This is a genomic window from Leucobacter sp. VD1, from assembly GCF_037150695.1.
Classification (GTDB): Bacteria; Actinomycetota; Actinomycetes; order Actinomycetales; family Microbacteriaceae; genus Leucobacter.
The window spans coordinates 131,734-149,338 of the sequence record NZ_JBBCPO010000001.1 but is presented as its reverse complement, the minus strand read 5'-3'; the positions used below and the strand labels follow the sequence as shown (position 1 = coordinate 149,338).

General features: G+C 65.4%; 25 protein-coding genes. 23 read left to right on the top strand and 2 right to left on the bottom strand.

Going from position 1 to position 17,605, the window contains the following annotated elements; genetic code table 11:
• Positions 1–5: 5 nt before the first annotated feature.
• From WFL22_RS00740 to WFL22_RS00695, 10 genes are all read left to right on the top strand, one after another.
• A complete protein-coding gene (locus tag WFL22_RS00740) occupies positions 6–443 on the top strand; it encodes a hypothetical protein (RefSeq protein WP_336991074.1) in 438 nt (145 codons plus the stop codon).
• Positions 443–628: a hypothetical protein gene (locus WFL22_RS00735; protein ID WP_336991072.1), complete on the top strand. Its 186-nt coding sequence runs from the start codon at positions 443–445 to the stop codon at positions 626–628. Before WFL22_RS00740 ends, WFL22_RS00735 begins: the two co-directional genes overlap by 1 nt.
• The gene (locus tag WFL22_RS00730) at positions 625–984 is read left to right on the top strand and encodes a hypothetical protein (RefSeq protein WP_336991070.1); all 360 of its coding nucleotides are present in this window, start codon (positions 625–627) and stop codon (positions 982–984) included. The genes WFL22_RS00735 and WFL22_RS00730 overlap by 4 nt, the downstream gene beginning before the upstream one ends.
• Positions 985–989: 5 nt before the next feature.
• Positions 990–1,736, top strand: a complete 747-nt coding sequence (locus tag WFL22_RS00725; RefSeq protein ID WP_336991068.1) for a helix-turn-helix domain-containing protein — start codon at positions 990–992, stop codon at positions 1,734–1,736.
• A complete protein-coding gene (locus WFL22_RS00720; RefSeq protein ID WP_336991066.1) occupies positions 1,720–2,079 on the top strand; it encodes a hypothetical protein in 360 nt (119 codons plus the stop codon). Before WFL22_RS00725 ends, WFL22_RS00720 begins: the two co-directional genes overlap by 17 nt.
• Positions 2,076–3,395, top strand: a complete 1,320-nt coding sequence (locus WFL22_RS00715) for a replicative DNA helicase (RefSeq protein ID WP_336991065.1) — start codon at positions 2,076–2,078, stop codon at positions 3,393–3,395. The genes WFL22_RS00720 and WFL22_RS00715 overlap by 4 nt, the downstream gene beginning before the upstream one ends.
• A 3-nt stretch (positions 3,396–3,398) precedes the next feature.
• A complete protein-coding gene (gene ssb / locus WFL22_RS00710; RefSeq protein WP_336991064.1) occupies positions 3,399–3,935 on the top strand; it encodes a single-stranded DNA-binding protein in 537 nt (178 codons plus the stop codon).
• A complete protein-coding gene (locus WFL22_RS00705; RefSeq protein WP_336991062.1) occupies positions 3,935–4,321 on the top strand; it encodes a hypothetical protein in 387 nt (128 codons plus the stop codon). Before ssb ends, WFL22_RS00705 begins: the two co-directional genes overlap by 1 nt.
• The gene (locus WFL22_RS00700) at positions 4,318–4,563 is read left to right on the top strand and encodes a hypothetical protein (protein WP_336991061.1); all 246 of its coding nucleotides are present in this window, start codon (positions 4,318–4,320) and stop codon (positions 4,561–4,563) included. Before WFL22_RS00705 ends, WFL22_RS00700 begins: the two co-directional genes overlap by 4 nt.
• 157 nt (positions 4,564–4,720) lie before the next feature.
• Positions 4,721–6,013 carry a DNA cytosine methyltransferase gene (locus WFL22_RS00695; RefSeq protein WP_336991060.1) on the top strand — a complete coding sequence of 431 codons (1,293 nt, stop codon included), beginning with the start codon at positions 4,721–4,723 and terminating at the stop codon, positions 6,011–6,013.
• A gap of 13 nt (positions 6,014–6,026) precedes the next feature.
• Here the strand turns inward: WFL22_RS00695 and WFL22_RS00690 are convergent, their stop codons facing one another.
• Positions 6,027–6,581 (bottom strand): hypothetical protein, encoded by a 555-nt coding sequence (locus WFL22_RS00690; RefSeq protein WP_336991059.1) that lies wholly within the window; start codon positions 6,579–6,581, stop codon positions 6,027–6,029.
• A 119-nt stretch (positions 6,582–6,700) separates the two neighbouring features.
• Here WFL22_RS00690 and WFL22_RS00685 point away from each other — a divergent pair, with 119 nt between their 5' ends.
• The 5 genes from WFL22_RS00685 (at position 6,701) to WFL22_RS00665 (ending at position 9,624) form a co-directional block, all read left to right on the top strand.
• Positions 6,701–7,021 carry a hypothetical protein gene (locus WFL22_RS00685; RefSeq protein ID WP_336991057.1) on the top strand — a complete coding sequence of 107 codons (321 nt, stop codon included), beginning with the start codon at positions 6,701–6,703 and terminating at the stop codon, positions 7,019–7,021.
• A 33-nt stretch (positions 7,022–7,054) separates the two neighbouring features.
• Complete coding sequence (locus WFL22_RS00680) at positions 7,055–7,675, top strand: hypothetical protein (protein ID WP_336991056.1); 621 nt, start codon at positions 7,055–7,057, stop codon at positions 7,673–7,675.
• On the top strand, positions 7,665–8,222 hold the full coding sequence (locus WFL22_RS00675; RefSeq protein WP_336991055.1) for a hypothetical protein: 558 nt from the start codon (positions 7,665–7,667) through the stop codon (positions 8,220–8,222). Before WFL22_RS00680 ends, WFL22_RS00675 begins: the two co-directional genes overlap by 11 nt.
• A 104-nt stretch (positions 8,223–8,326) precedes the next feature.
• Positions 8,327–9,028 (top strand): hypothetical protein, encoded by a 702-nt coding sequence (locus WFL22_RS00670; protein ID WP_336991054.1) that lies wholly within the window; start codon positions 8,327–8,329, stop codon positions 9,026–9,028.
• A complete protein-coding gene (locus WFL22_RS00665) occupies positions 9,025–9,624 on the top strand; it encodes a hypothetical protein (RefSeq protein ID WP_336991053.1) in 600 nt (199 codons plus the stop codon). The genes WFL22_RS00670 and WFL22_RS00665 overlap by 4 nt, the downstream gene beginning before the upstream one ends.
• Before the next feature lie 5 nt (positions 9,625–9,629).
• Here WFL22_RS00665 and WFL22_RS00660 read toward each other — a convergent pair whose 3' ends face one another.
• Entirely contained in the window at positions 9,630–10,328 is a 699-nt protein-coding gene (locus WFL22_RS00660; RefSeq protein ID WP_336991052.1) for a hypothetical protein, read from the bottom strand.
• Positions 10,329–10,906: 578 nt separating this feature from the next.
• On the opposite strand from WFL22_RS00660, the gene WFL22_RS00655 reads away from it, so the two are divergent.
• The 8 genes from WFL22_RS00655 to WFL22_RS00620 all read left to right on the top strand — a co-directional run bounded on the left by WFL22_RS00655 (position 10,907) and on the right by WFL22_RS00620 (position 17,605).
• A complete protein-coding gene (locus WFL22_RS00655; RefSeq protein WP_336991051.1) occupies positions 10,907–11,494 on the top strand; it encodes an FxLYD domain-containing protein in 588 nt (195 codons plus the stop codon).
• A 76-nt stretch (positions 11,495–11,570) separates the two neighbouring features.
• Positions 11,571–11,870, top strand: coding sequence for an HNH endonuclease (locus tag WFL22_RS00650; RefSeq protein ID WP_336991050.1), 300 nt, complete (start codon positions 11,571–11,573; stop codon positions 11,868–11,870).
• Positions 11,867–12,094, top strand: coding sequence for a hypothetical protein (locus WFL22_RS00645; RefSeq protein WP_336991048.1), 228 nt, complete (start codon positions 11,867–11,869; stop codon positions 12,092–12,094). Before WFL22_RS00650 ends, WFL22_RS00645 begins: the two co-directional genes overlap by 4 nt.
• A gap of 496 nt (positions 12,095–12,590) precedes the next feature.
• Complete coding sequence (locus WFL22_RS00640; RefSeq protein ID WP_336991047.1) at positions 12,591–12,857, top strand: hypothetical protein; 267 nt, start codon at positions 12,591–12,593, stop codon at positions 12,855–12,857.
• A gap of 118 nt (positions 12,858–12,975) precedes the next feature.
• Positions 12,976–13,434 carry a hypothetical protein gene (locus WFL22_RS00635; protein ID WP_336991045.1) on the top strand — a complete coding sequence of 153 codons (459 nt, stop codon included), beginning with the start codon at positions 12,976–12,978 and terminating at the stop codon, positions 13,432–13,434.
• On the top strand, positions 13,364–14,947 hold the full coding sequence (locus WFL22_RS00630; RefSeq protein ID WP_336991044.1) for a hypothetical protein: 1,584 nt from the start codon (positions 13,364–13,366) through the stop codon (positions 14,945–14,947). The genes WFL22_RS00635 and WFL22_RS00630 overlap by 71 nt, the downstream gene beginning before the upstream one ends.
• Positions 14,948–14,960: 13 nt before the next feature.
• Positions 14,961–16,403 carry a phage portal protein family protein gene (locus tag WFL22_RS00625; protein ID WP_336991042.1) on the top strand — a complete coding sequence of 481 codons (1,443 nt, stop codon included), beginning with the start codon at positions 14,961–14,963 and terminating at the stop codon, positions 16,401–16,403.
• Positions 16,400–17,605 carry a head maturation protease, ClpP-related gene (locus WFL22_RS00620; RefSeq protein ID WP_336991040.1) on the top strand — a complete coding sequence of 402 codons (1,206 nt, stop codon included), beginning with the start codon at positions 16,400–16,402 and terminating at the stop codon, positions 17,603–17,605. Before WFL22_RS00625 ends, WFL22_RS00620 begins: the two co-directional genes overlap by 4 nt.

Genomic DNA, 17,605 nt, shown 5'->3' with positions numbered 1-17,605 from the left:
ACGCCATGCCGCACTCTGCCGCGGAGGTCGAGGGGTGGGTGGCGAAGATGCGGCAGGAGATCGCGATCGAGCCGCCCGCCCCGGGCACCATCCGCACCCCGGACGAGATCATCTTCCAGCTCGAGCGCGTGGACTCGGTTGCGAACAAGGCTCTGTGGATCGTGAAGGAGGCTGACCGGGTGCGCGGGGACGCGGCCGAGGTGCTGCTGCGGGCGAAGTCGAAAGCGCAGGCCGGCGCGGAGGGGAAGAACGCGGCCGAGCGAACAGCGGCGGTGGATCTCGCGACCGAGCAGGAGCGGGCGGAGGAGGCCGCGGCGCAGATCGCGTACCGGTATGCGAAGGGCCTCGCCGACCTTGTCGACTCCCGTAAGAGCAGCCTGCAGACGCAGTCGAAGCTCGTGCTCGCCACCTACCAGCTCGCCTCGAACCCGAGGAGGGCGTGATGGTGAAGCTCGAAGAGATCCACGTCGGCGACGTCGTCCGCGTCGACGACGACCCGCAGCCGTGGCGGGTGGAAGGGCGCACCCGGAAGGGGATGCTCACGCTTGAGGCGCTGCACGCGATGAATCGGATGACGTGGACGGGTGTGCACGAGTTCCGGGTCACGAAGGCCGGGGTGTTCGCATGAGCAACAAGCGGACCGGCCGGATGCCGCAAGAGCACGTCGATCTTCTCGAAGAACGCTCGGGTGGCATGTGCGAGGCGGGGTGTGGGAAGCGGGCAACGCAGATCCATCACCGCCGCTTCACGGGGCGTGGCGGGAAGCACAACATGGCGAACCTGCTCGCGCTATGCGGGTCTGGCAACCACACCGGCTGCCACGGGATCGCCCACCAAGGGCACGCGCCGGCCGGGTGGGCGATCAGCCGGCACGAGCGCCACCACGAGGACGTGATCCCGTTCGTAGATCTCGGGGGCCGGTCGTGGTGGCTCGATGACGAGGGCGGCAAGCATGACCGCCCGCAACACGCAGGAAGGAGATGAGAGAGATGGCAGAAGGATTCGCAGCGATCCCAACGTGGATGTTCCGGGAGCACGAGCGCGTGTCGCTCTACGCCGTGATGGTGTTCGGCGCCCTGGCAACTCGCGCCGGGCTCCGGGGGAACTATCCGTCGCAGGAGACGCTCGCCGACGAGGCGCGCTGCTCGGAGCGGAAGGTGCGGGACGCGCTCACCGAGCTCGAAGCGCTCGGCGTCGTCGAGCGGGTGAAGCGAGGCTCGAAGTCGGGCGGTCGACTCCCCGACGGTTACCGCCTGATGGACCGCCCGCTCAGTGCGCACGAGTTCCCGGCACATGGTGCCGGAAAGGGTGGTGGGTTTCCGGCACAGGGTGCCGAGGTTACCGGCACCAGCGAACATTCGTACCTCTCTATAGAGGTAGATAGTTCTGAGGTAGATACATGCGCAAATGCGCATGCGCAGAGTGCGCACTCGTTCGATGAGTGGTGGCAGGTCTACCCGCTCAAGAAGGACAAGGGCCGGGCGCGCGTCGCCTATAGGTCGGCGCTCAAGAAGACGGCGCCCGATGTGCTCTTCGCTGCAGCGGTCGCCTACCGGGATGATCCGAACCGTGCGGATGCGTTCACGAAGTATCCCGCGTCTTGGCTGAACGCTGAGGCGTGGGAGAACGGGCCCCTCCCCCGGCGCGCGAGTGGTGGCGGGACCGCGGTGGAGCGCATGGCTGAGCGTGCTCGGGCGATGCAGGCCGAGGGGGTGCGCCGTGAGCTCGGAGCATGACGGCAAGACGCACGCGGAGCGCGCCGCCCTGGGGTGCACAGCGGGCGATCAGGCCCGCCTCGGCCAGTCGGTCACCCCCTCGGATTCTGAGGCCGCAGATCGCCATCCACGGATCGTGTCGTGGCAGGACGCGTTCAACCTGCTCGCCTACGCGGCAGCGTTCGACGGGCGTGTGCGCGGCGAGCACGAAGCGCGGGCATGGTTCGACGCTCTTGGACCGTCGCGCTTCAAGGTCGAGGATGCGCGCGCCGCAGTCGCCGCGTATTTCAAGGGCCCCGACCGGCACAGGTGGATCACCCCTGGCGACGTCATCCACATCATCGAGGAGGGGGAGGCGCTGTGACCGTGCTCGAGTACGATCCGCAGACCGAGGCGTTCATGCTGGGCGCCGTGTTCGATCAGCCGTCTCGCATCTGGGAAGTACGGCAGATCGTCCGCGAGTCGGACTTCGCCGTGCCCAGGAACTCGGCCCTGTACTCGATCATGTGCGACGTCGCGGACCGGGGCGGCACGGTCTCCCCGATCACCGTGAACGATCGCGCGATCGCCGCCGGCCGCTCGCACGAGTTCGACGCGACGTACCCGCACGAGGTGTACGGTCTCGGCGCGTACGGCTACCAGGCCATGCAGTACGCCGAGATCGTGCGTCGGCACGGGGAGCGGCGAAGGCTGTCGGAGGCAGCCGCGAAGATCCAAGCGATAGCAGCCGCGGGGGACGACGCAGACGGCGACATCGTCGAGCAGGCATCGTCCTTGATCGATGAGCTGCGCGACGGTTCGTTCGAGACGTCTCAGAGCCTCGGCGACGTGCTCCAAGAAGCGCTGGCGGCGCAGGATAGGCCAGCAGAAGTCACTCAGACTCCGTGGCCGTCGCTAAATGCACTGATCGACGGGGTCCGACGCGGAGGACTCTATACGGTCGCTGCCAGGTCAGGCGCCGGTAAGAGCATCTTTGCGTTGCAGCTCGCACTCCATATCGCCGAGAAGGGTCAGCGGGTGGTCTACATCTCGCTCGAGATGTCACCAGTCGAACTCGTGAACAGGCTCGTCGCGTTAATGCAGGGCGTCAACATTCGCGGCATCTTGAACAGCCAGCTCACGCCTCAGGGACGTGAGGCGTTCGCGGATGGAGTGGCCGCAATCGGACGCTTGCCGCTCGACCTGCGAGAACCGGCCCAGATGCAGTGGAAGAACATCCAGGGCATCGCGCGCGCGGCTCACCGCCAGGGGGATCTCGGTCTCGTCGTCATCGACTACCTCGGCATGATCCCCTCCCCGCCCGGCTCACGCAGCAGGCCGCAGGACCTCGCCGACATGGCGAACGACGCGAAACGCCTGGCGCGCGAACTCAACTGCGCGGTCCTGATCGTGGAGCAGCTCAATCGCAACATGACGAACCGCCCCAATCCCAGGCCGATGATCACCGACCTCAAAGGTTCATCGGGACTGGAGAACGCATCGGACACCGTGCTGCTGCTGCACCGCGGCGAGAAGAAGGTCGGCGGAAAAGTCGTCCAGACCTCCGACGTCGACTTCATCGTCGCCAAGGCCCGTCAGGGAGAAACCGGTGTGCGCACGCTCCGCTTCGAGGGCCAATTCGCACGCATCGTCCAGAAAGAACACGAAACCACGGCTCTCATCGAGCCGGGAGAGGTATAGATCATGGCCGGAGAGCCGCTCATCACCGTAGTAGGAAACATCGTCGCCGACCCCGAGGCTCGTGTGTCGCAGTCGGGCAAATCGTGGGTGACGTTCCGCATTGCTTCCACCCCGAGGGTACGCGATCGACAGTCCGGGGACTGGGCCGACGGCGAACCCCTGTGGCTCGGATGCCGCGCGTACGGCGAATACGCCGACAACATCGCGGCGTCACTCACGAAGGGCATGCGCGTCATCGTGCAGGGCCGCCTGTCGCAGCGCTCGTACACGGACAAAAACGGGGAGCAGCGCACCTCACTCGATCTCGACGTCGAGGAAGTCGGACCTTCGCTCCGGTTCGCCACGGCCGCGGTCTCGCGCGGTGGCAGCGGCCCCGCCGGGGGCGGGTACGCGAAGACCGGGAACGGGGCCCAGCCCACCTACGGGCAGACCGAGGGAGGCGGCTACGGTCAGCCTGCCTGGGGGTCGCCCGCCGCACAGCAGCAGGCCAGCGAGGGGCAGCAGTCTTTCGGCGGGTTCGACGATGAGCAGCCGTTCTGATGAGCGTCGTCATCGAGAAGCTGCGCCGAGCAAGGGATATCGCTTGGGCGGACCTCGTGCCCGCGTTCGATCACGCGATCGTGCTCGCCGAGGAAGCGGAGGCTCTTGCGGAGCACGCCCAGAACGCAGCCCAGACCGGGTGCGCGCCCGCCTATCCTCCGCTCGTCATGAAGCTCGCCGAGTCGGTGCGTGATGGGTCGGTGCACAAGATCAGGCAGGAAGTGCCTTGGCCGCCGAACTCTGAGGCGACGTACATGCTGACGCGGTTCCGCTGCGACTGCGGGTGGGCGGGGTCGACGTTCGTCGACGCCCGTGATGTGCCCGAGGAGTTCGAGAAGGGGCGTGCAGAAGCGGCCCGACATATGTTGGAGGAGGTGCCCTGGTGAGCATCAGGGAACAGATCACTGTCGACATCGCGACCGTGGAGATCAACGACGAGTACCGCGTCGAGCTCGCCCAGCTTCGGAAGGTGCAGGACTACTCCCCCGAGCAGGCCCGCGCTCTCGCGGATGAGCTGATCGAGCGCGCGAACGCGGCGGACGAAATGATCGCGGACCACATGCACGAGCAGTTGCAGCGCATGACCGCGTCGACGCCGCGCACGATCACCGGGGAGGTCGTGCTGTGAGCGGCGTCACCTGCATGGCCTCCCCTGTCTCCTGGCGCTCCTCGTACTGCGGGAGCACCCGGAACGCGATCGCCCCGCTCAGCGCGAGCACATGCCCGAACTGTCGAGCCGCGTTTCGAGCGGACGAGGAAGCGGCCGAGCACCGAGGCGGTACAGCATGAGCGCCCCGATCACCGCAGTCGACCACTTCGCCGGCCTCGGCTGGGGTGTCGCGTGCGAGCGTCTCGGGATCCGCGAGTACGGGGTGGAGATCGCCCCGTCCGCGATCCGGATGCGCAGCGCGAATGGCATGAGGACGATCTATCGAGACGTGTGGACTGGCCTCTTCGGCTCCGAGATGGTGCCCGAGCACGATCTCTACATCGCGTCCCCGCCTTGCCAGACGTTCTCGATGGCGGGCAAGGGCGAGGGTAGGAAAGCGCTCGACGACGTGCTGAGCCTCATCGACCGGCATGCCTACAGCAGCGGGTGGATGCTCGAGCATTCCACACTCAACCTCGACCCGCGCACCGCACTGGTTCTCACCCCGCTCGCGCACATCTGGCAGCACCGGCCCCGCCTGATCGCGCTCGAGCAGGTGCCCGAGGTGCTCCCGGTCTGGCACGCCTACGCGACCGTGCTGCGCAGTATCGGCTACTCGGTGTGGGCGGGCATCCTCCGCGCCGAGCAGTACGGCGTGCCGCAGACGCGGAAGCGGGCGATCCTCATGGCCCGCCTCGACGGCAAGGTTGAGCCCCCGACGCCGACGCATTCCCGTTTCTACGAGACGAACCGTGCCCGCCTGGATCCGGGCGTCGAGAAGTGGGTGTCGATGGCGCAGGCACTGGGCTGGGGCATGACGCAACGCCCCTATCCGACGATCGCGTCCGCCAGGTCAACGGGAGGGCCGGACAAGGAGAAGGTCGGCGGCTCGGGTGCTCGGAAGAAGATCTACGACGAGCTCGAGGCAGGCCGGTGGCTCGGCCCTGGAGGAGTGGACCCCCGCTATCCGGCGACCTCTGTCACCACGAAGCACATCATCGGTTCCCGCGGCCACCACGGGAAGGGCGAGTATCTCAAGGCCCCCGTTCCGTCGGACGAGGTTCGTGAAGCGTTCAAAGTTATGGGTTCCGGCATGGTGGAGCGCCACGGGGAGCGGCCCGCACGAAGCCAGGATGAGCCTGCGTTCACGATCCGCGCGAACGCGGGCGGTGCGGAGCCTGGCGGGTTCCGCATCCGGGAGATTGGCGAAGGGGCGGACCCTCGGGGCGTCCGAATCTCCCTGCTCGAGGCAGCCGCGCTGCAGTCGTTCCCTCCCGACACCGTATGGAAAGGCACCCAGACGCAGCGATTCACTGTCGTCGGGAACGCGGTGCCGCCGCTGCTCGCCGAGGCGATCCTCGCCGCCCTCATCGCACCGCCGGCCGAGCGTGACGCCTGGGATCTGGCGTTTGCGGAGGTGTACGGATGACCTGCCATATAACTCACAGTCGCCGGGCCGGGTCAAGAAAGTCATCAACTCCAACAATTCGACTCTTCCAGCGTCTAACGGATCCGATTGCTTCGCCCCGATATGGGTTCCGAGTCGTTTCATCAGCGAACGACTTCATGCGCGCCCACGTCCGTTCGAACCAGATGGAGAGCGGAACGGGTTGTTCGTCGGGGTGGAGCAGCTCGATCTCGACAACGGCTTCAATCTTCAGATTATTCGCCTTGTCTTGCATTCGAAGTGCTTCATCGGTGCCTGGAGAATTCTGCGCAAAACGAATTGCTGCGTCTAACGCCCAGAATGATCGCGTCATTGCTGCGGCAGCAGCATGTCGCTTCTCGTCTCTGAGCCGCTCGCGTTCAGCAACCCTATCGGCCTCATCACGGTCGCTAGCTTCCTTCGCGATCCTTGTGGCGGTCATGCCGTTCTTGAGCGCTGAGACGCCAAGCACCAATGATGCAGAGAAGGACAGCAACGTGGCCGCAATCATCCACACGTCGCCTTCATGGGGACCAAAGACCACGGGAATGGCATCGCCGACATCAAACATGTCCCGAACTATACCGACCCGCGCGAGGCGCAATTGCTCCGTGCGCCCCCTCACCGAGTCTGAGCTTGCTGTGCTTGCTCGTCTCGATATCACCCCCGAAGACCTGACAGGAGAACACCATGACCGAACGAATTGACCACGCGAACGAGGCTATGGCGTGCCTTGTTGCGGCAGATAGTCACCTATCCGCAGAAATGGCAGCAGAGACAGGTGAGTACAAGGCTGACGTGCTTGCCTACGCGCAGGTGCACGCCACACTCGCCCTGGTGGAGCAGCAGAGGGTCTCGAACCTTATAGCCCTCGCGGATAAGTTCGACCAACCCCAGGCGATTGACGCGATTCTCAACCGCACTCCGCCTAATGGTGACAAAGGGTGGGTGCACCACGGAGTGCAGCCTGAGATCGCTGCTGCTCTCGGTATCGAGGAGGTGCGGTCGTGACCGCTCGCGCCATTCTCGGAGAGGAGAACGACCATGGCGACTGAGCGTGACATGCTCAACCTGCTCGGTCAGCGGTACACCAGGATCAGGCCGGGCACGATGGCTGATCGTTATGTGCGGGCCGAGCATGTGCGCCGAAAGCTCGGCCACGCTATGCCGCAGTACATCGCCGACTTCATCGCGCTCGACAAGTTTCCAGGAATCCCCTACGGGACTCAGGCGGCAATGCATTGGCATGAGGTGAAGGTCAGCCGCTCGGATTGGCTGGCTGAGCTGAGGCGGCCGGAGAAGAGTGAAGCGTTCACCGAGGTCGCGCACTACCGCTGGCTCGTCGTATCGGATGCCAAGATCGTCGCACCGGGCGAGCTTCCAGACGGCTGGGGGCTGCTCGTGCAGTCTGGTGCGAGGCTGCGCGCCAAGGTCGCGGCCCCGCGACACGAGCCAGCACCGCTGCCGTTCGACTTGTCTATCTGCATCGCCGCGGCGGCTCACCGAACCGGAGCGCGCGAGATCGGGCATCGAGACGCCGCCACCGCCCACATCAACACATGGGATCCGAAGTGCGCCGTCTGCGGCGTCATCGGCCCCTGCGAATGGCACCAGCCGCGGGCATTCCACGCGGCACGAAACGAGGAGACCGACCATGACCGATGAGAAGACCCGCGCCCTGATCGCGGAGGCTCGCGACCGGGCTGACCACATGACGTTGCTCGCGAAGCTCACGGAGAACGGCCCCGGTGCGGTCGTAGCGCGTGAAGAGGCTGATCGCATGACTCGTTTCGCTGATGCTCTTGAGGCGCTCACGGTACCGGACGGAGACGCGCGGGAGAAGCTGATCGACGTGCTCGTGATGACCGACCTGTCGGACTACGCGGGCACGGACATGGGCATGATCCACGCCGCTGCCGACGCGATCCTGGCCGCGCTTCCGGCGCTCTCTCGTGCTGCTGCACCCGAATCCGGTCGCGAAGATCTTTCGACTGAGATCACGGCGAAGCGCGAGATGACGAGCCCTGTGTATGTGCTGCGCGGCGGAGCGTACCTCCTCGACGAGTACGCCGGCGTGCTGATCGACTCGGCTGGTAACTATTCGGCCAAGACGAGGGGCGACCGGCGAGCGCTTGCGGTGCTGCTGAAGTCGATCGCCGAGGACATCGAAGAGGACACGGAGCCACTGCCGGTAGGGGGTGAGACCGAGTGATGCGGAGGCCGCACTGCTATCCGCCTCCGTACTGCGGCGAGTGTCCCTCCTGCCGGGCAGGAATCGACCAGGTCAACCGCGAAGAGCGAGAGAGGAAAGCTCAGATGACCACCACACCTGACACCCGACCCGTGGTGGAGATCATCGCGGACACGCTGATGGCACTCCATCGCCGTGACCCGATCGAGCCCACGACAGCGTATCGACAGGCCCGCCGGATCGAGAAGGCGCTCGACGCTGCGGGCAAGCTCGGGGCGACCCCAGCGAGGAACAGACCGAGAGGGCATGGGCCGTGTGACGAGACAGTGGCGAAGGCCGCGCGTGTGTTGCACATCGCGAACTGCTGCAACCTCTCGGATAGCGCAGAGCATCAGGAGCCCCAGAACGAGGACATCTACACGGCTGGCGTGGTGCTCAATGCGGTTCCGCTGGACGCTCTCGCCGGTGCTCGTGTCGCCCCGCGGGAGCCGTCACCGGTCGCGTCGACTCCGACGGTAAGCGACGATAGCGGTCACGGCGGAGATGATGATCGCGGCGGCCGTGAAGATGGTCCAGAAGACGAGGGGCGCAGTCACCAGGCAACGGTAGCAGGCACCCCGCAGAGGCCGAGCGGGTGCGCCGAGTGCCACCGCGCTTCGGGTCACAAAATGGACTGCTCGCACCGCTTCGCTGCTCAGCCCATGCTCGACCCCGAGAAGGTGCGGCTGGTTATCGCGCACTCCGTAAGGGAAGGGATGAAGTTCGGTGACCTGTACCGAATTGCCGACGCCCTCTGTGAGGCGGCGAAGCGGGGTGAGCTGACGTGAGCACCGACCGCACCTGGGCCGAGTGGTTCCGCTGGCATCTCGATCAGGCTCCGTTCCAGATCCTGCACATGCGTGAGCTCGTGGAGACGACGGTGCGGGCGCAGGACACCGAAGCAGTACGAGTGTCGGGTGGCAGCAACCCTGCCCGTCTCCCCTACAACGCGGACCCCGCCGACGACGCCGACGCCCTCTACGTCGAGCTCGTCCTGTTCGCGAGGGAGGTGTCCGAGCACACCGGGATCCTCGCACCGGCCCCCGTGCGCAACGGCCTCTGGCAGGGCGCGAGCGAGCCCCAGGGCCTCCCCGTCTGCCGACCAGATCAGGCGTTCGCGTGGGCGGGAGAGATCCGCACCTGGCTCACCAACCAGATCAGCGACCTCGAACAGCTCGCGCACGACGGAAAGCTCGGCGACGCCCCCGAGCACCTCGTCGACACGATTCGGGAGATGCGGAGGCACTACCCACGAGCAGAGCCGAAGTTCAAGGCGTACCGGCCCCGCCCCTGCCCCACGTGCGGCGAACGCACAATCAGAGCGCTATGGGGACCTCACGGGCTGAAAGGAGCAACATGCGATCACTGCGGGGAAACGTGGTGAGGAAGTCAAGAATATATCCCCTCCTTACAATAGGGACAGGGGGGCCCGCCGTTGCCCCGCGCCAAATCGACTTGACTCCGGAACTGCTCAATAAGCCCCTCAGCGATTTCTCCATCCTTGAAGAATGTCATGGCTATCACGCTGAGTGCGCTAAGGATGTGACCAGCTTTATAGGGGTCACTCTGGTACTCGCTGGACTCCAGTTCGTCTCGAACCGCTTTGAACAGTTCTCTGGTCTTGCCCGTGGTTACCAAAAAGGCTGCAGACGACTCGAGCTTAAGTCGAAGCACCGGCCCAGGCTTGGTGGATCGATCGGCAAAATACTCCTCGGAGATGGCCTCCGGGTGGCGCCTCTCAAAATGCCTGAGCTTGTTGATCGTGAGCAAGTCCCTGACTATATCGCTCGTGTGAAACCGCAGAAAACGGGCAAGCTCTTCGACATTCAGGCGATGCTGCCGCGCGGTCTCTTCGCTCGCTCGAACGTCAGCAGCTTGATTTCTCTCGTCGCTTCTTACTTCAGCATCGTCTTTCCGACTCGCTCGGTACAAGAAGTAGCTAAGAAGGCCGCCGACGATCGCACCAGCGGTCGCCGCAAGCCCGCCAGATACCACTGTCGACCAGAAAGAAGCTTGATCAAAGCGCGAGAGACCCTCAAGAAGGTACTGAATCTCGCAAAGCCGATCATTGTAGGCAGGGCAGTTCATGAATCCAGAATCTAGCGCACGTCGGTGGCACACCTACAGGCAGGCGGCATCCCGAGTCGGCCGCTCGGTGAGGTCAATTAAGAGATGGCGCCGAGAGGGCATGCCAATGAGCTTTGACGGGTTCGGCCGCCGAATCGTTGCTGAGGGAGTCCTCTTAGCTGAGTACCGCCGTCGGCTCGCATCGGACCCTGTTCATCAACACCGTCTCCGCGCCATGGCAGGCGACACGCCGCAGGATGACCTTCTTGACACCCTCTCGGTGTCACCCCCTACTGTGATGGTTGAGTAAGTGGGCCGGGAATGCAGAACATGCGCCCCGGCCCTTTCTCATTCCTTCCGACCCGCGGTGTGTGTCGGGCAAGGGCGCCCAAAGCCCGCGCACACCGTCGGATAACCAAATGGTCACGGAAACGCGCATACGGGATACATAGACGACGACCGTCTGCCATTATCTCCTCATGAGCACACCCAATGGCGAGCAGCCAACCAACGCCCAGCCCACCTACGCACCGCCCCAACCGCAGTATGCACCCCCTCAGCCACCTTCCGCACCAAAGGGCCTCGCGATCACTGCCCTCGTGGTCGGCATCGTCGCATTCCTGCTCGGGCTGGTCCCGGTCCTGGGAATCATCCTCGGTCTCACCGGCGTGGCATTCGGAATCATCGCACTCGTGAAGAAGCAGCCGAAGGCATTTGCGCTGACCGGCCTTATCCTCGCCGCGTTGGCTCTGATCGCTTCCTCCTTCACCACCGCCGGCCTCGGCGCAGCGGTCGAATCCGTAGCGAAAGACACGGCCACCGCTCAGACCAACGAACCGAGCGACACCGAAGCGTCAGAACCGGCAGCAGAGCCAAAAGCAGAGGAAGAGCCCCAACCGGAACCCAAGGAACGACTCACTCTCGACGAGGGATGGACTGTCGCCCCCGACGAGTACGGGTTCTCAACTATCGTCAGCGGCTACGTGTCCAACAACAGCGACAAGGCAATCACGAACTACGTTCAGATCACCTTCGACTCGTACGATGCCGCCGGCGCAAACCTCGGCACATGCCTTGCGAACACGAACACCATCGACGCCAACGGCAAGTGGAAATTCGAAGCACTCTGCCTCGACACCAACGGAGAAATCGCCGAGGTCCGATTCAAGGAGATCACCGGCTTCTAACCATCCACCAACATCATCACTGACTGAGCCCCGGAGCCATCACGGCATCGGGGCTCAGCCATTCCCGGAGGTGACCGTGGGCACGCAGCAGATCCGCAACGGTCACGGCCACCGCGCGTACCGTCGCAAGCAAGCCGCGCTCAAGCGCCGCACCGCCCGCGACAACCTCCCCTGCGGATGGGGCAGCGACTACGGATGCGGCCAGCCAATCGACACGACACTCCCCTACACGGATCCGATGTCGTTCACCGCCGACCACCCCAACGCGCTCGCCAACGGTGGGCACCTCGTGAAGCAAGACCTGCACCCGTTCCATCGGAAGTGCAACCGAGACAAGGGCGACGCCGCAACCGTCGAGATATGGGAGGCAACGTGAACCCGATCATCCTCGCCGTCAGCATGCACGACGCCGCCGAGTACGCGAAGCAGCGCGGGTGGCGCCACCACGTCACCGTCACGCCCCGCACCACCTGGGCCGCACGAGGCCGCACCGGCCCCGTCTACGCCACCTCCGCGGCCGCAGACCACCCCGCCTACGACGAGATGCTCGCAGAGGCCGCACCGTGCGCGTACACCGTCGATCGCGACCGCGTCGCTTAACGCGGCCGCGACGGGATAGGAAATCTCCATTCCAACTGGCTGGCGTCACCGGGTCGCTTCCAGCACACAACGATGTCTCGCACCCACGGATCCGACATTCGGGACCCGTACATGATCTTGACTGCGCTGCGTGCTCCAATCTTGCCCGGCATCTCCATCCCGATCTGAAGAGCCAACTCCTCTGGGTGTGACGAGATCGCGACGTCCAACGCATCCACAGAACTCGTATTGGTAAGCAGGTAGGTATCGCCGCTCCACCATTCAAAGCTCCACGGTGGTCTATTGAACGCGCTCTCCTGCATCATCACTGACCGCTCATTGATGCGCGCAGCCTCTACCGCGGACTTGTTCGCCTCATCTTGAGCGCGGAGGGAGTCGCCTCTTGCGAACCATGCGACGACGGCTGACGCGACGGCCGCCGCAGTTCCACCCAATGCAACCCAAAGCGCAGCAACTTCCATGTGAGTCACCATACCCACCGACCGGAGAACCCACCATGGCCACCACTCTCGGCACGATACCCATCAAGGTCCACGCCTCCATCTTCGACGGGACACCGTTCGAGATCGGAACCATCGCGATCCCCATCACCGGCGAACTCATCGCCTCCGACACCAAAGCCGGGCGCATCGTCATCGCCGAAGCACTGGAACGCGCAGCCACAGAGCTCCGCGACGAACTCAAGAGCATCACGCACGACCCGCACGCCTGCCCCGAAGGGCGCACTGCCGCGCGGTGCATCCTCGACTGCCCACATACCTGACCCCCTCCCCCTGAAAAATCCAGATCCATCCCTCCGCTGCCACTCTCCCGCTCGGCCGAGGCAGGTATCCCCCCGTGCGAATTCGTGTGGGGTGCGAATTGAGTTAAGGGGGTGCGATATGGCGCGTCCGAAGGCCCCGTGTGGGACGTACGCGGCGTATCGGCGGCATCTGCGGGAGAAGTCGCCGGTGTGTGATGCGTGCAGGGATGCGAAGCGCGCGAATTCGCGTGAGCGTTCTAACTCGGCTGAGGTTCGGCGGGAGAAGCAGGTCGCTCGCGAAGCCGAAAAGGCACCGGTTGTTGTTGAGCCGGTGCCGACGACGCCTGAGGGGCACGTCTCACGGCTGGAGACGCTGCGGGAGATGCTCGAGCAGTCGCGGTCGGTGGTTGCCGCGTTGACGACGTCCGATCCGACGCGCGCGTACCTCGCGTTGCGGGAGCAGCGGGAGATCCTGCGGGAGATTTCCGAGATTCAGGGCAACGGCCAGTCGACGAAGGGGGTCACCCTTGAAGACCAGCTTGCTGCTGCCAGGGCAGAGCGGGAGCAGCGAGAAGCTGCTCGGGCTGCAGGAGCCTAGCCTCCTCCGCATCCCCGACCGGGCCGGATCTCGGGTAGGCGAGGCCCTAGACCTCGCTGCGGTTGCCGGCCTCCGCGAGGATCCGTGGCAGGAACTCACGCTCGACGCGATTCTCTCAATCGACGGCTTGGGCAGGTGGGTGTGCACGGAGTTCGGTGTGCTCGTGAGCCGGCAGAACGGCAAGGGCAACATCATCTTGCCGTTCGAGCTCGCGCACCTGTTTCTGTGGCCGAAAGCTGATGGGGAGCCGAAGACGATCCTGCACTCCGCGCACGAGGTGAAGACCGCCGTCGAGGCCTTCCGACGTCTGAAGAGGGTCATCACCTCGTCGCCACTGCTCATGGGCGAGTTGCTCGGCGGTGAGCGCGGCATCAAGGACAATAACCAGTGGCGCGGCTTCGAACTCGCGAACGGCAACCGCCTCATCTTCATGGCCAGGTCACGAAACGCGGGTGTCGGCTTCACTGTCGACGTACTTGTCGTGGACGAGGCGCAGGAGACCCCGCAGCCGGCGATGGATGCGCTACTACCGACCATGTCGGCTGTGGACAATACTCAGGCACTCTTCACCGGAACGGTACCTGACGAGCTGAACAACTCGGAGTACTTCGAAGGGGTGCGCGACCGTGGCCGCGCGGGCACGGACCCGCGCACCGGGTGGGCGGAGTTCAATCCGAAGGGGTCGCACGATCCCGATGTCGCGGCGAAGATCGACATTCGAGATCCTGAGGTGTGGCGGGCCGGGAATCCTGGCCTGGGCTACCGGCCGGGGCTGACTCGGGCGACGATCGAGGACGAGATCTCGCGTCTCGATCCTGAGTCGGTGAAGCGGCTGCGCTTCTCGATCTGGCCGAACCGCCGCGAAGAGGAAGCCGTGCAGCTCTCCGAACTCGACATCGCGGTGTGGAAGCGCGTCGCGGGCGAATACCCGGTGAAGGGTGACGGCGGGGTGATCGCGGTCGCTGTCGGCCGGGGCGGAGGGTACGCGACGATCTCGAAAGCGATCCGCGTCGACGACGAGCACATTGCTGTCGAACACCACAAGACCGACCGCAAGGTTCGGTGGGTCGCCGACGAAGTAAAGGCACTCAAGGCAGAGCTTGGAAATGCGCTCGTGGTGGTTGACCCGAAAAACGCGGCGATGATCCTCGCGGACCTCGACCGTGTCGGCGTGAAGTACCTGCCGATGAGTATCGACGAGCTCGCCGCCGCACACTCGATCTTCATCGAGATGTCGAACGACGGCCTCGTGCTGCACCGTGACCAGGCCGAGGTCACGAAGTCGCTCGAGCTCGCGACGACTCGCGCGATCGGCCGCGCCGGCTTCACGTGGGAGCCGTCCGACCCGACGAAGCCGATCTCGCACGCCCAGTCGGTGACTTGGGCCGTGTGGGGCGTCATCAAGTCCGAAGCATCACCGAAGAAGCGAACGCCGCCACCTGCGAGGGCGGCGGTTTTGACCCGCGGCAGCGTCGCACGAGATGAAGTGGACCTCCGTTCGGCGGGGTTCTGAGAGGGGGTCCGCCTTGGCTGAGATCGGATACCAGGTGGATGCCGGGGTTCTCGGGTGGGGGAAGCTTACGGCGGAGACTCACGAGGAGAACCCTGATCTGCAGTGGCCGCAGTCGATCGATGTGTTCGACCGGATGCGCCGCGAGGATCCGCAAGTTAAGTCGGTGCTGCGTGCCGTCACGCTCCCGATCCTGCGCACCGAGTGGGTGGTAGACGGGACAGGCTGCCGGCCCGAGGTCGTCGCCCACGTCGCTGGCGACCTCGGCTTGCCCGTGAAGGGCGAACCGTTCGTCGCTCCGCTGCGCACGAAGGGCCGGTTCTCGTTCAAGGAGTTCCTGCGGCTCGCGCTGCTCGAGCTGGTCTACGGTCACAGCTTCTTCGAGCAGGTGTACGACCAGAGCACGGGTGCGACGCATCTCGGGAAGCTCGCGTGGCGTCCCCCGCGCACGATCGCCGATGTCGAGGTCGCACAAGATGGTGGCCTCGTCGCTATTAAGCAGCACGGCCGCAATGGGCGTGCCGAGGTCAAGATCCCGGTCGATCGTCTCGTCGCGTTCGTCAACGAGCGTGAGGGCGCGAACTGGATCGGCGAATCGCTACTGCGGTCGGCGTACAAGATGTGGATCCTCAAGGACCGCGTCCTGCGCATCCAGGCTCTCGCCGCGGAACGGAACGGGCTCGGGCTGCCGGTGTTCACAGCGGCTCCTCCACCAGAGGGAACTTCCTACGAGGAGATCGTCGCCTGGGCGGAGAAGGAGATCGATCGCGGGCTGGACATCGCGAAGAGTGCGCGCGCGGGTGACGCCGCCGGCGCCTCACTCGCTCACGGCTCCACGCTGCAGTTCGTCGGCGTCACCGGGAAGATCCCCGACCTCGACAAACCGATCAGGTACTACGACGAACAGATCGCGCGCGCTGTACTCGCGCACTTCCTGAACCTCGGCACCGAGACCGGTTCATGGGCGCTGGGGTCGACGTTCGCGAACTTCTTCACCGATTCCCTGAACGCCGTCGCCCAGCACATCGCCGACGTGACCAACCAGCACGTCATCGAAGACATCGTCGACCTGAACTGGGGAACGTCGGAGCCCGCGCCGCGACTTGTGCCCGCGGCGATCGGCGAGCAACAGCCGGTCACGGCCGACGCAATCCGGGCGCTCATCGACTGCGGAGCGATCGAGGTCGACGAGCCCCTCGAGGCGTGGATCCGGGAACGCTTCGGCGCCCCCGTCAAGGCGGAGCCCACCGCCGGCCGCGAAGAGGATCCGGACGCCGATGCCTCCGCGCGAGCACGCGCTGCGGCGGAGACCGCGCAGAAGGTGTACCTCGCGACCGACAAGGTCCCGCTGCGGCAGGACGAAGCGCGCGAGCTCATCCGGCTCGCCGGCGCGGACCTGACAGGAGACGGTCCAGACGTGAGTCGGATCCCGAACAACGAGCCCGAGGAGGCCGCATGAACCCCTTCCGACACGCTGCCCACGGAGACGTGCAGCGCACCCCCATCCGCGCCGAGGCGCCGACGTCCCGCTCCGACGGGACCGTCGCGACGCTCCGCCTCTACGACCCCATCGACAGCTGGGGCGAGTGGTGGGGCGTCTCCGCGAAGGAGTTCACGCGCGTCCTCGACGAGCTCCCGCCGGAGACGACCGAGATCCGGCTCCTGATCAACTCCCCCGGCGGCGAGGTGATGGAGGGCATCGCGATCATGAACGCGCTCCGCGCCCACCCGGCGCGCGTCGTCGCGGTTGTCGAGGGCATCGCGGCGTCGTCGGCGTCGTTCATCGCCGCGGCGGCCGACGAGCTCGTGATGATGCAGAACACGCAGCTCTACATCCACAACGCGTGGGGCGTCGTCATCGGCGATGCGGCGGATCTGCGGGCGGTCGCCGACGAGCTCGAGAACCACTTCGACCGGAACATCGCGTCGATCTACTCGGCGAAGTCGGGCGATCCGGTCGAGCACTGGCTCGCCGAGATGGACAAGGACCGGTTTCTCACCGCCGAGCAGGCGGTCGCGGAGAAGCTCGCCGACCGGATCGAGGGCGTCGGTGACGCCGAAGCCGCGAAGGCGAAGTTCGACCTGTCGGTGTTCGCGCGATCGGACGGTCGCCGCGCCGCCGATCGCGCGGACGCCCCCAAGCCCCCGAGCTCGTCCGAGCCGGGTGACCCCAACCGAAAGGAGAACGTCGTGGCTTACGACGATCTGACGGCTGGCATTCGAGAGCGGCTCGGCGTGACCGATGCCGACGCCTCCGACGAGACGCTGCTCGCGGCGCTCGACGAGGCGCTCGAGGAGCGAGCCGAGACCCCGGCGGCACCGTCCGCCGCCATCCCCGAGGGCGCCGTCGTGATGGACGCCGCCACCCTCGAAGAGCTGCGCCAGAACGCCGCGCTCGGCGCGCAGGCTCGCCGCGAGCAGGAGTCCGCCCGACGCGACGCGATCGTCGCCGCGGCACTCCGCGACGGCCGCATCGCCGCGTCGGCCCGCGACAACTGGCGCGCTCAGCTCGACAAGGACGAGGAAGGCATCGCCGCGCTGCTCGAGTCCTTCCCCAAGAACGCCGTCCCGGTGCAGGAGGTCGGTCACTCCGACACCCTGACCAGCGCCGACGACGCCCTGTACGGCGCCGTGTACGGCTCGACCGAGAAGGAGGCCTGA

Bases quoted from the DNA above. Each gene is read 5' to 3' on its own strand.
- ssb (WP_336991064.1), top strand. From the start codon at position 3,399: ATGGCCGGAGAGCCGCTCATCACCGTAGTAGGAAACATCGTCGCCGAC.
- WFL22_RS00660 (WP_336991052.1), bottom strand. From the start codon at position 10,328: ATGAACTGCCCTGCCTACAATGATCGGCTTTGCGAGATTCAGTACCTT.
- WFL22_RS00690 (WP_336991059.1), bottom strand. From the start codon at position 6,581: ATGTTTGATGTCGGCGATGCCATTCCCGTGGTCTTTGGTCCCCATGAA.
- WFL22_RS00705 (WP_336991062.1), top strand. From the start codon at position 3,935: ATGAGCGTCGTCATCGAGAAGCTGCGCCGAGCAAGGGATATCGCTTGG.
- WFL22_RS00730 (WP_336991070.1), top strand. From the start codon at position 625: ATGAGCAACAAGCGGACCGGCCGGATGCCGCAAGAGCACGTCGATCTT.
- WFL22_RS00680 (WP_336991056.1), top strand. From the start codon at position 7,055: ATGGCGACTGAGCGTGACATGCTCAACCTGCTCGGTCAGCGGTACACC.
- WFL22_RS00685 (WP_336991057.1), top strand. From the start codon at position 6,701: ATGACCGAACGAATTGACCACGCGAACGAGGCTATGGCGTGCCTTGTT.
- WFL22_RS00640 (WP_336991047.1), top strand. From the start codon at position 12,591: ATGGCCACCACTCTCGGCACGATACCCATCAAGGTCCACGCCTCCATC.
- WFL22_RS00725 (WP_336991068.1), top strand. From the start codon at position 990: ATGGCAGAAGGATTCGCAGCGATCCCAACGTGGATGTTCCGGGAGCAC.
- WFL22_RS00635 (WP_336991045.1), top strand. From the start codon at position 12,976: ATGGCGCGTCCGAAGGCCCCGTGTGGGACGTACGCGGCGTATCGGCGG.
- WFL22_RS00620 (WP_336991040.1), top strand. From the start codon at position 16,400: ATGAACCCCTTCCGACACGCTGCCCACGGAGACGTGCAGCGCACCCCC.
- WFL22_RS00735 (WP_336991072.1), top strand. From the start codon at position 443: ATGGTGAAGCTCGAAGAGATCCACGTCGGCGACGTCGTCCGCGTCGAC.
- WFL22_RS00675 (WP_336991055.1), top strand. From the start codon at position 7,665: ATGACCGATGAGAAGACCCGCGCCCTGATCGCGGAGGCTCGCGACCGG.
- WFL22_RS00695 (WP_336991060.1), top strand. From the start codon at position 4,721: ATGAGCGCCCCGATCACCGCAGTCGACCACTTCGCCGGCCTCGGCTGG.
- WFL22_RS00670 (WP_336991054.1), top strand. From the start codon at position 8,327: ATGACCACCACACCTGACACCCGACCCGTGGTGGAGATCATCGCGGAC.
- WFL22_RS00740 (WP_336991074.1), top strand. From the start codon at position 6: ATGCCGCACTCTGCCGCGGAGGTCGAGGGGTGGGTGGCGAAGATGCGG.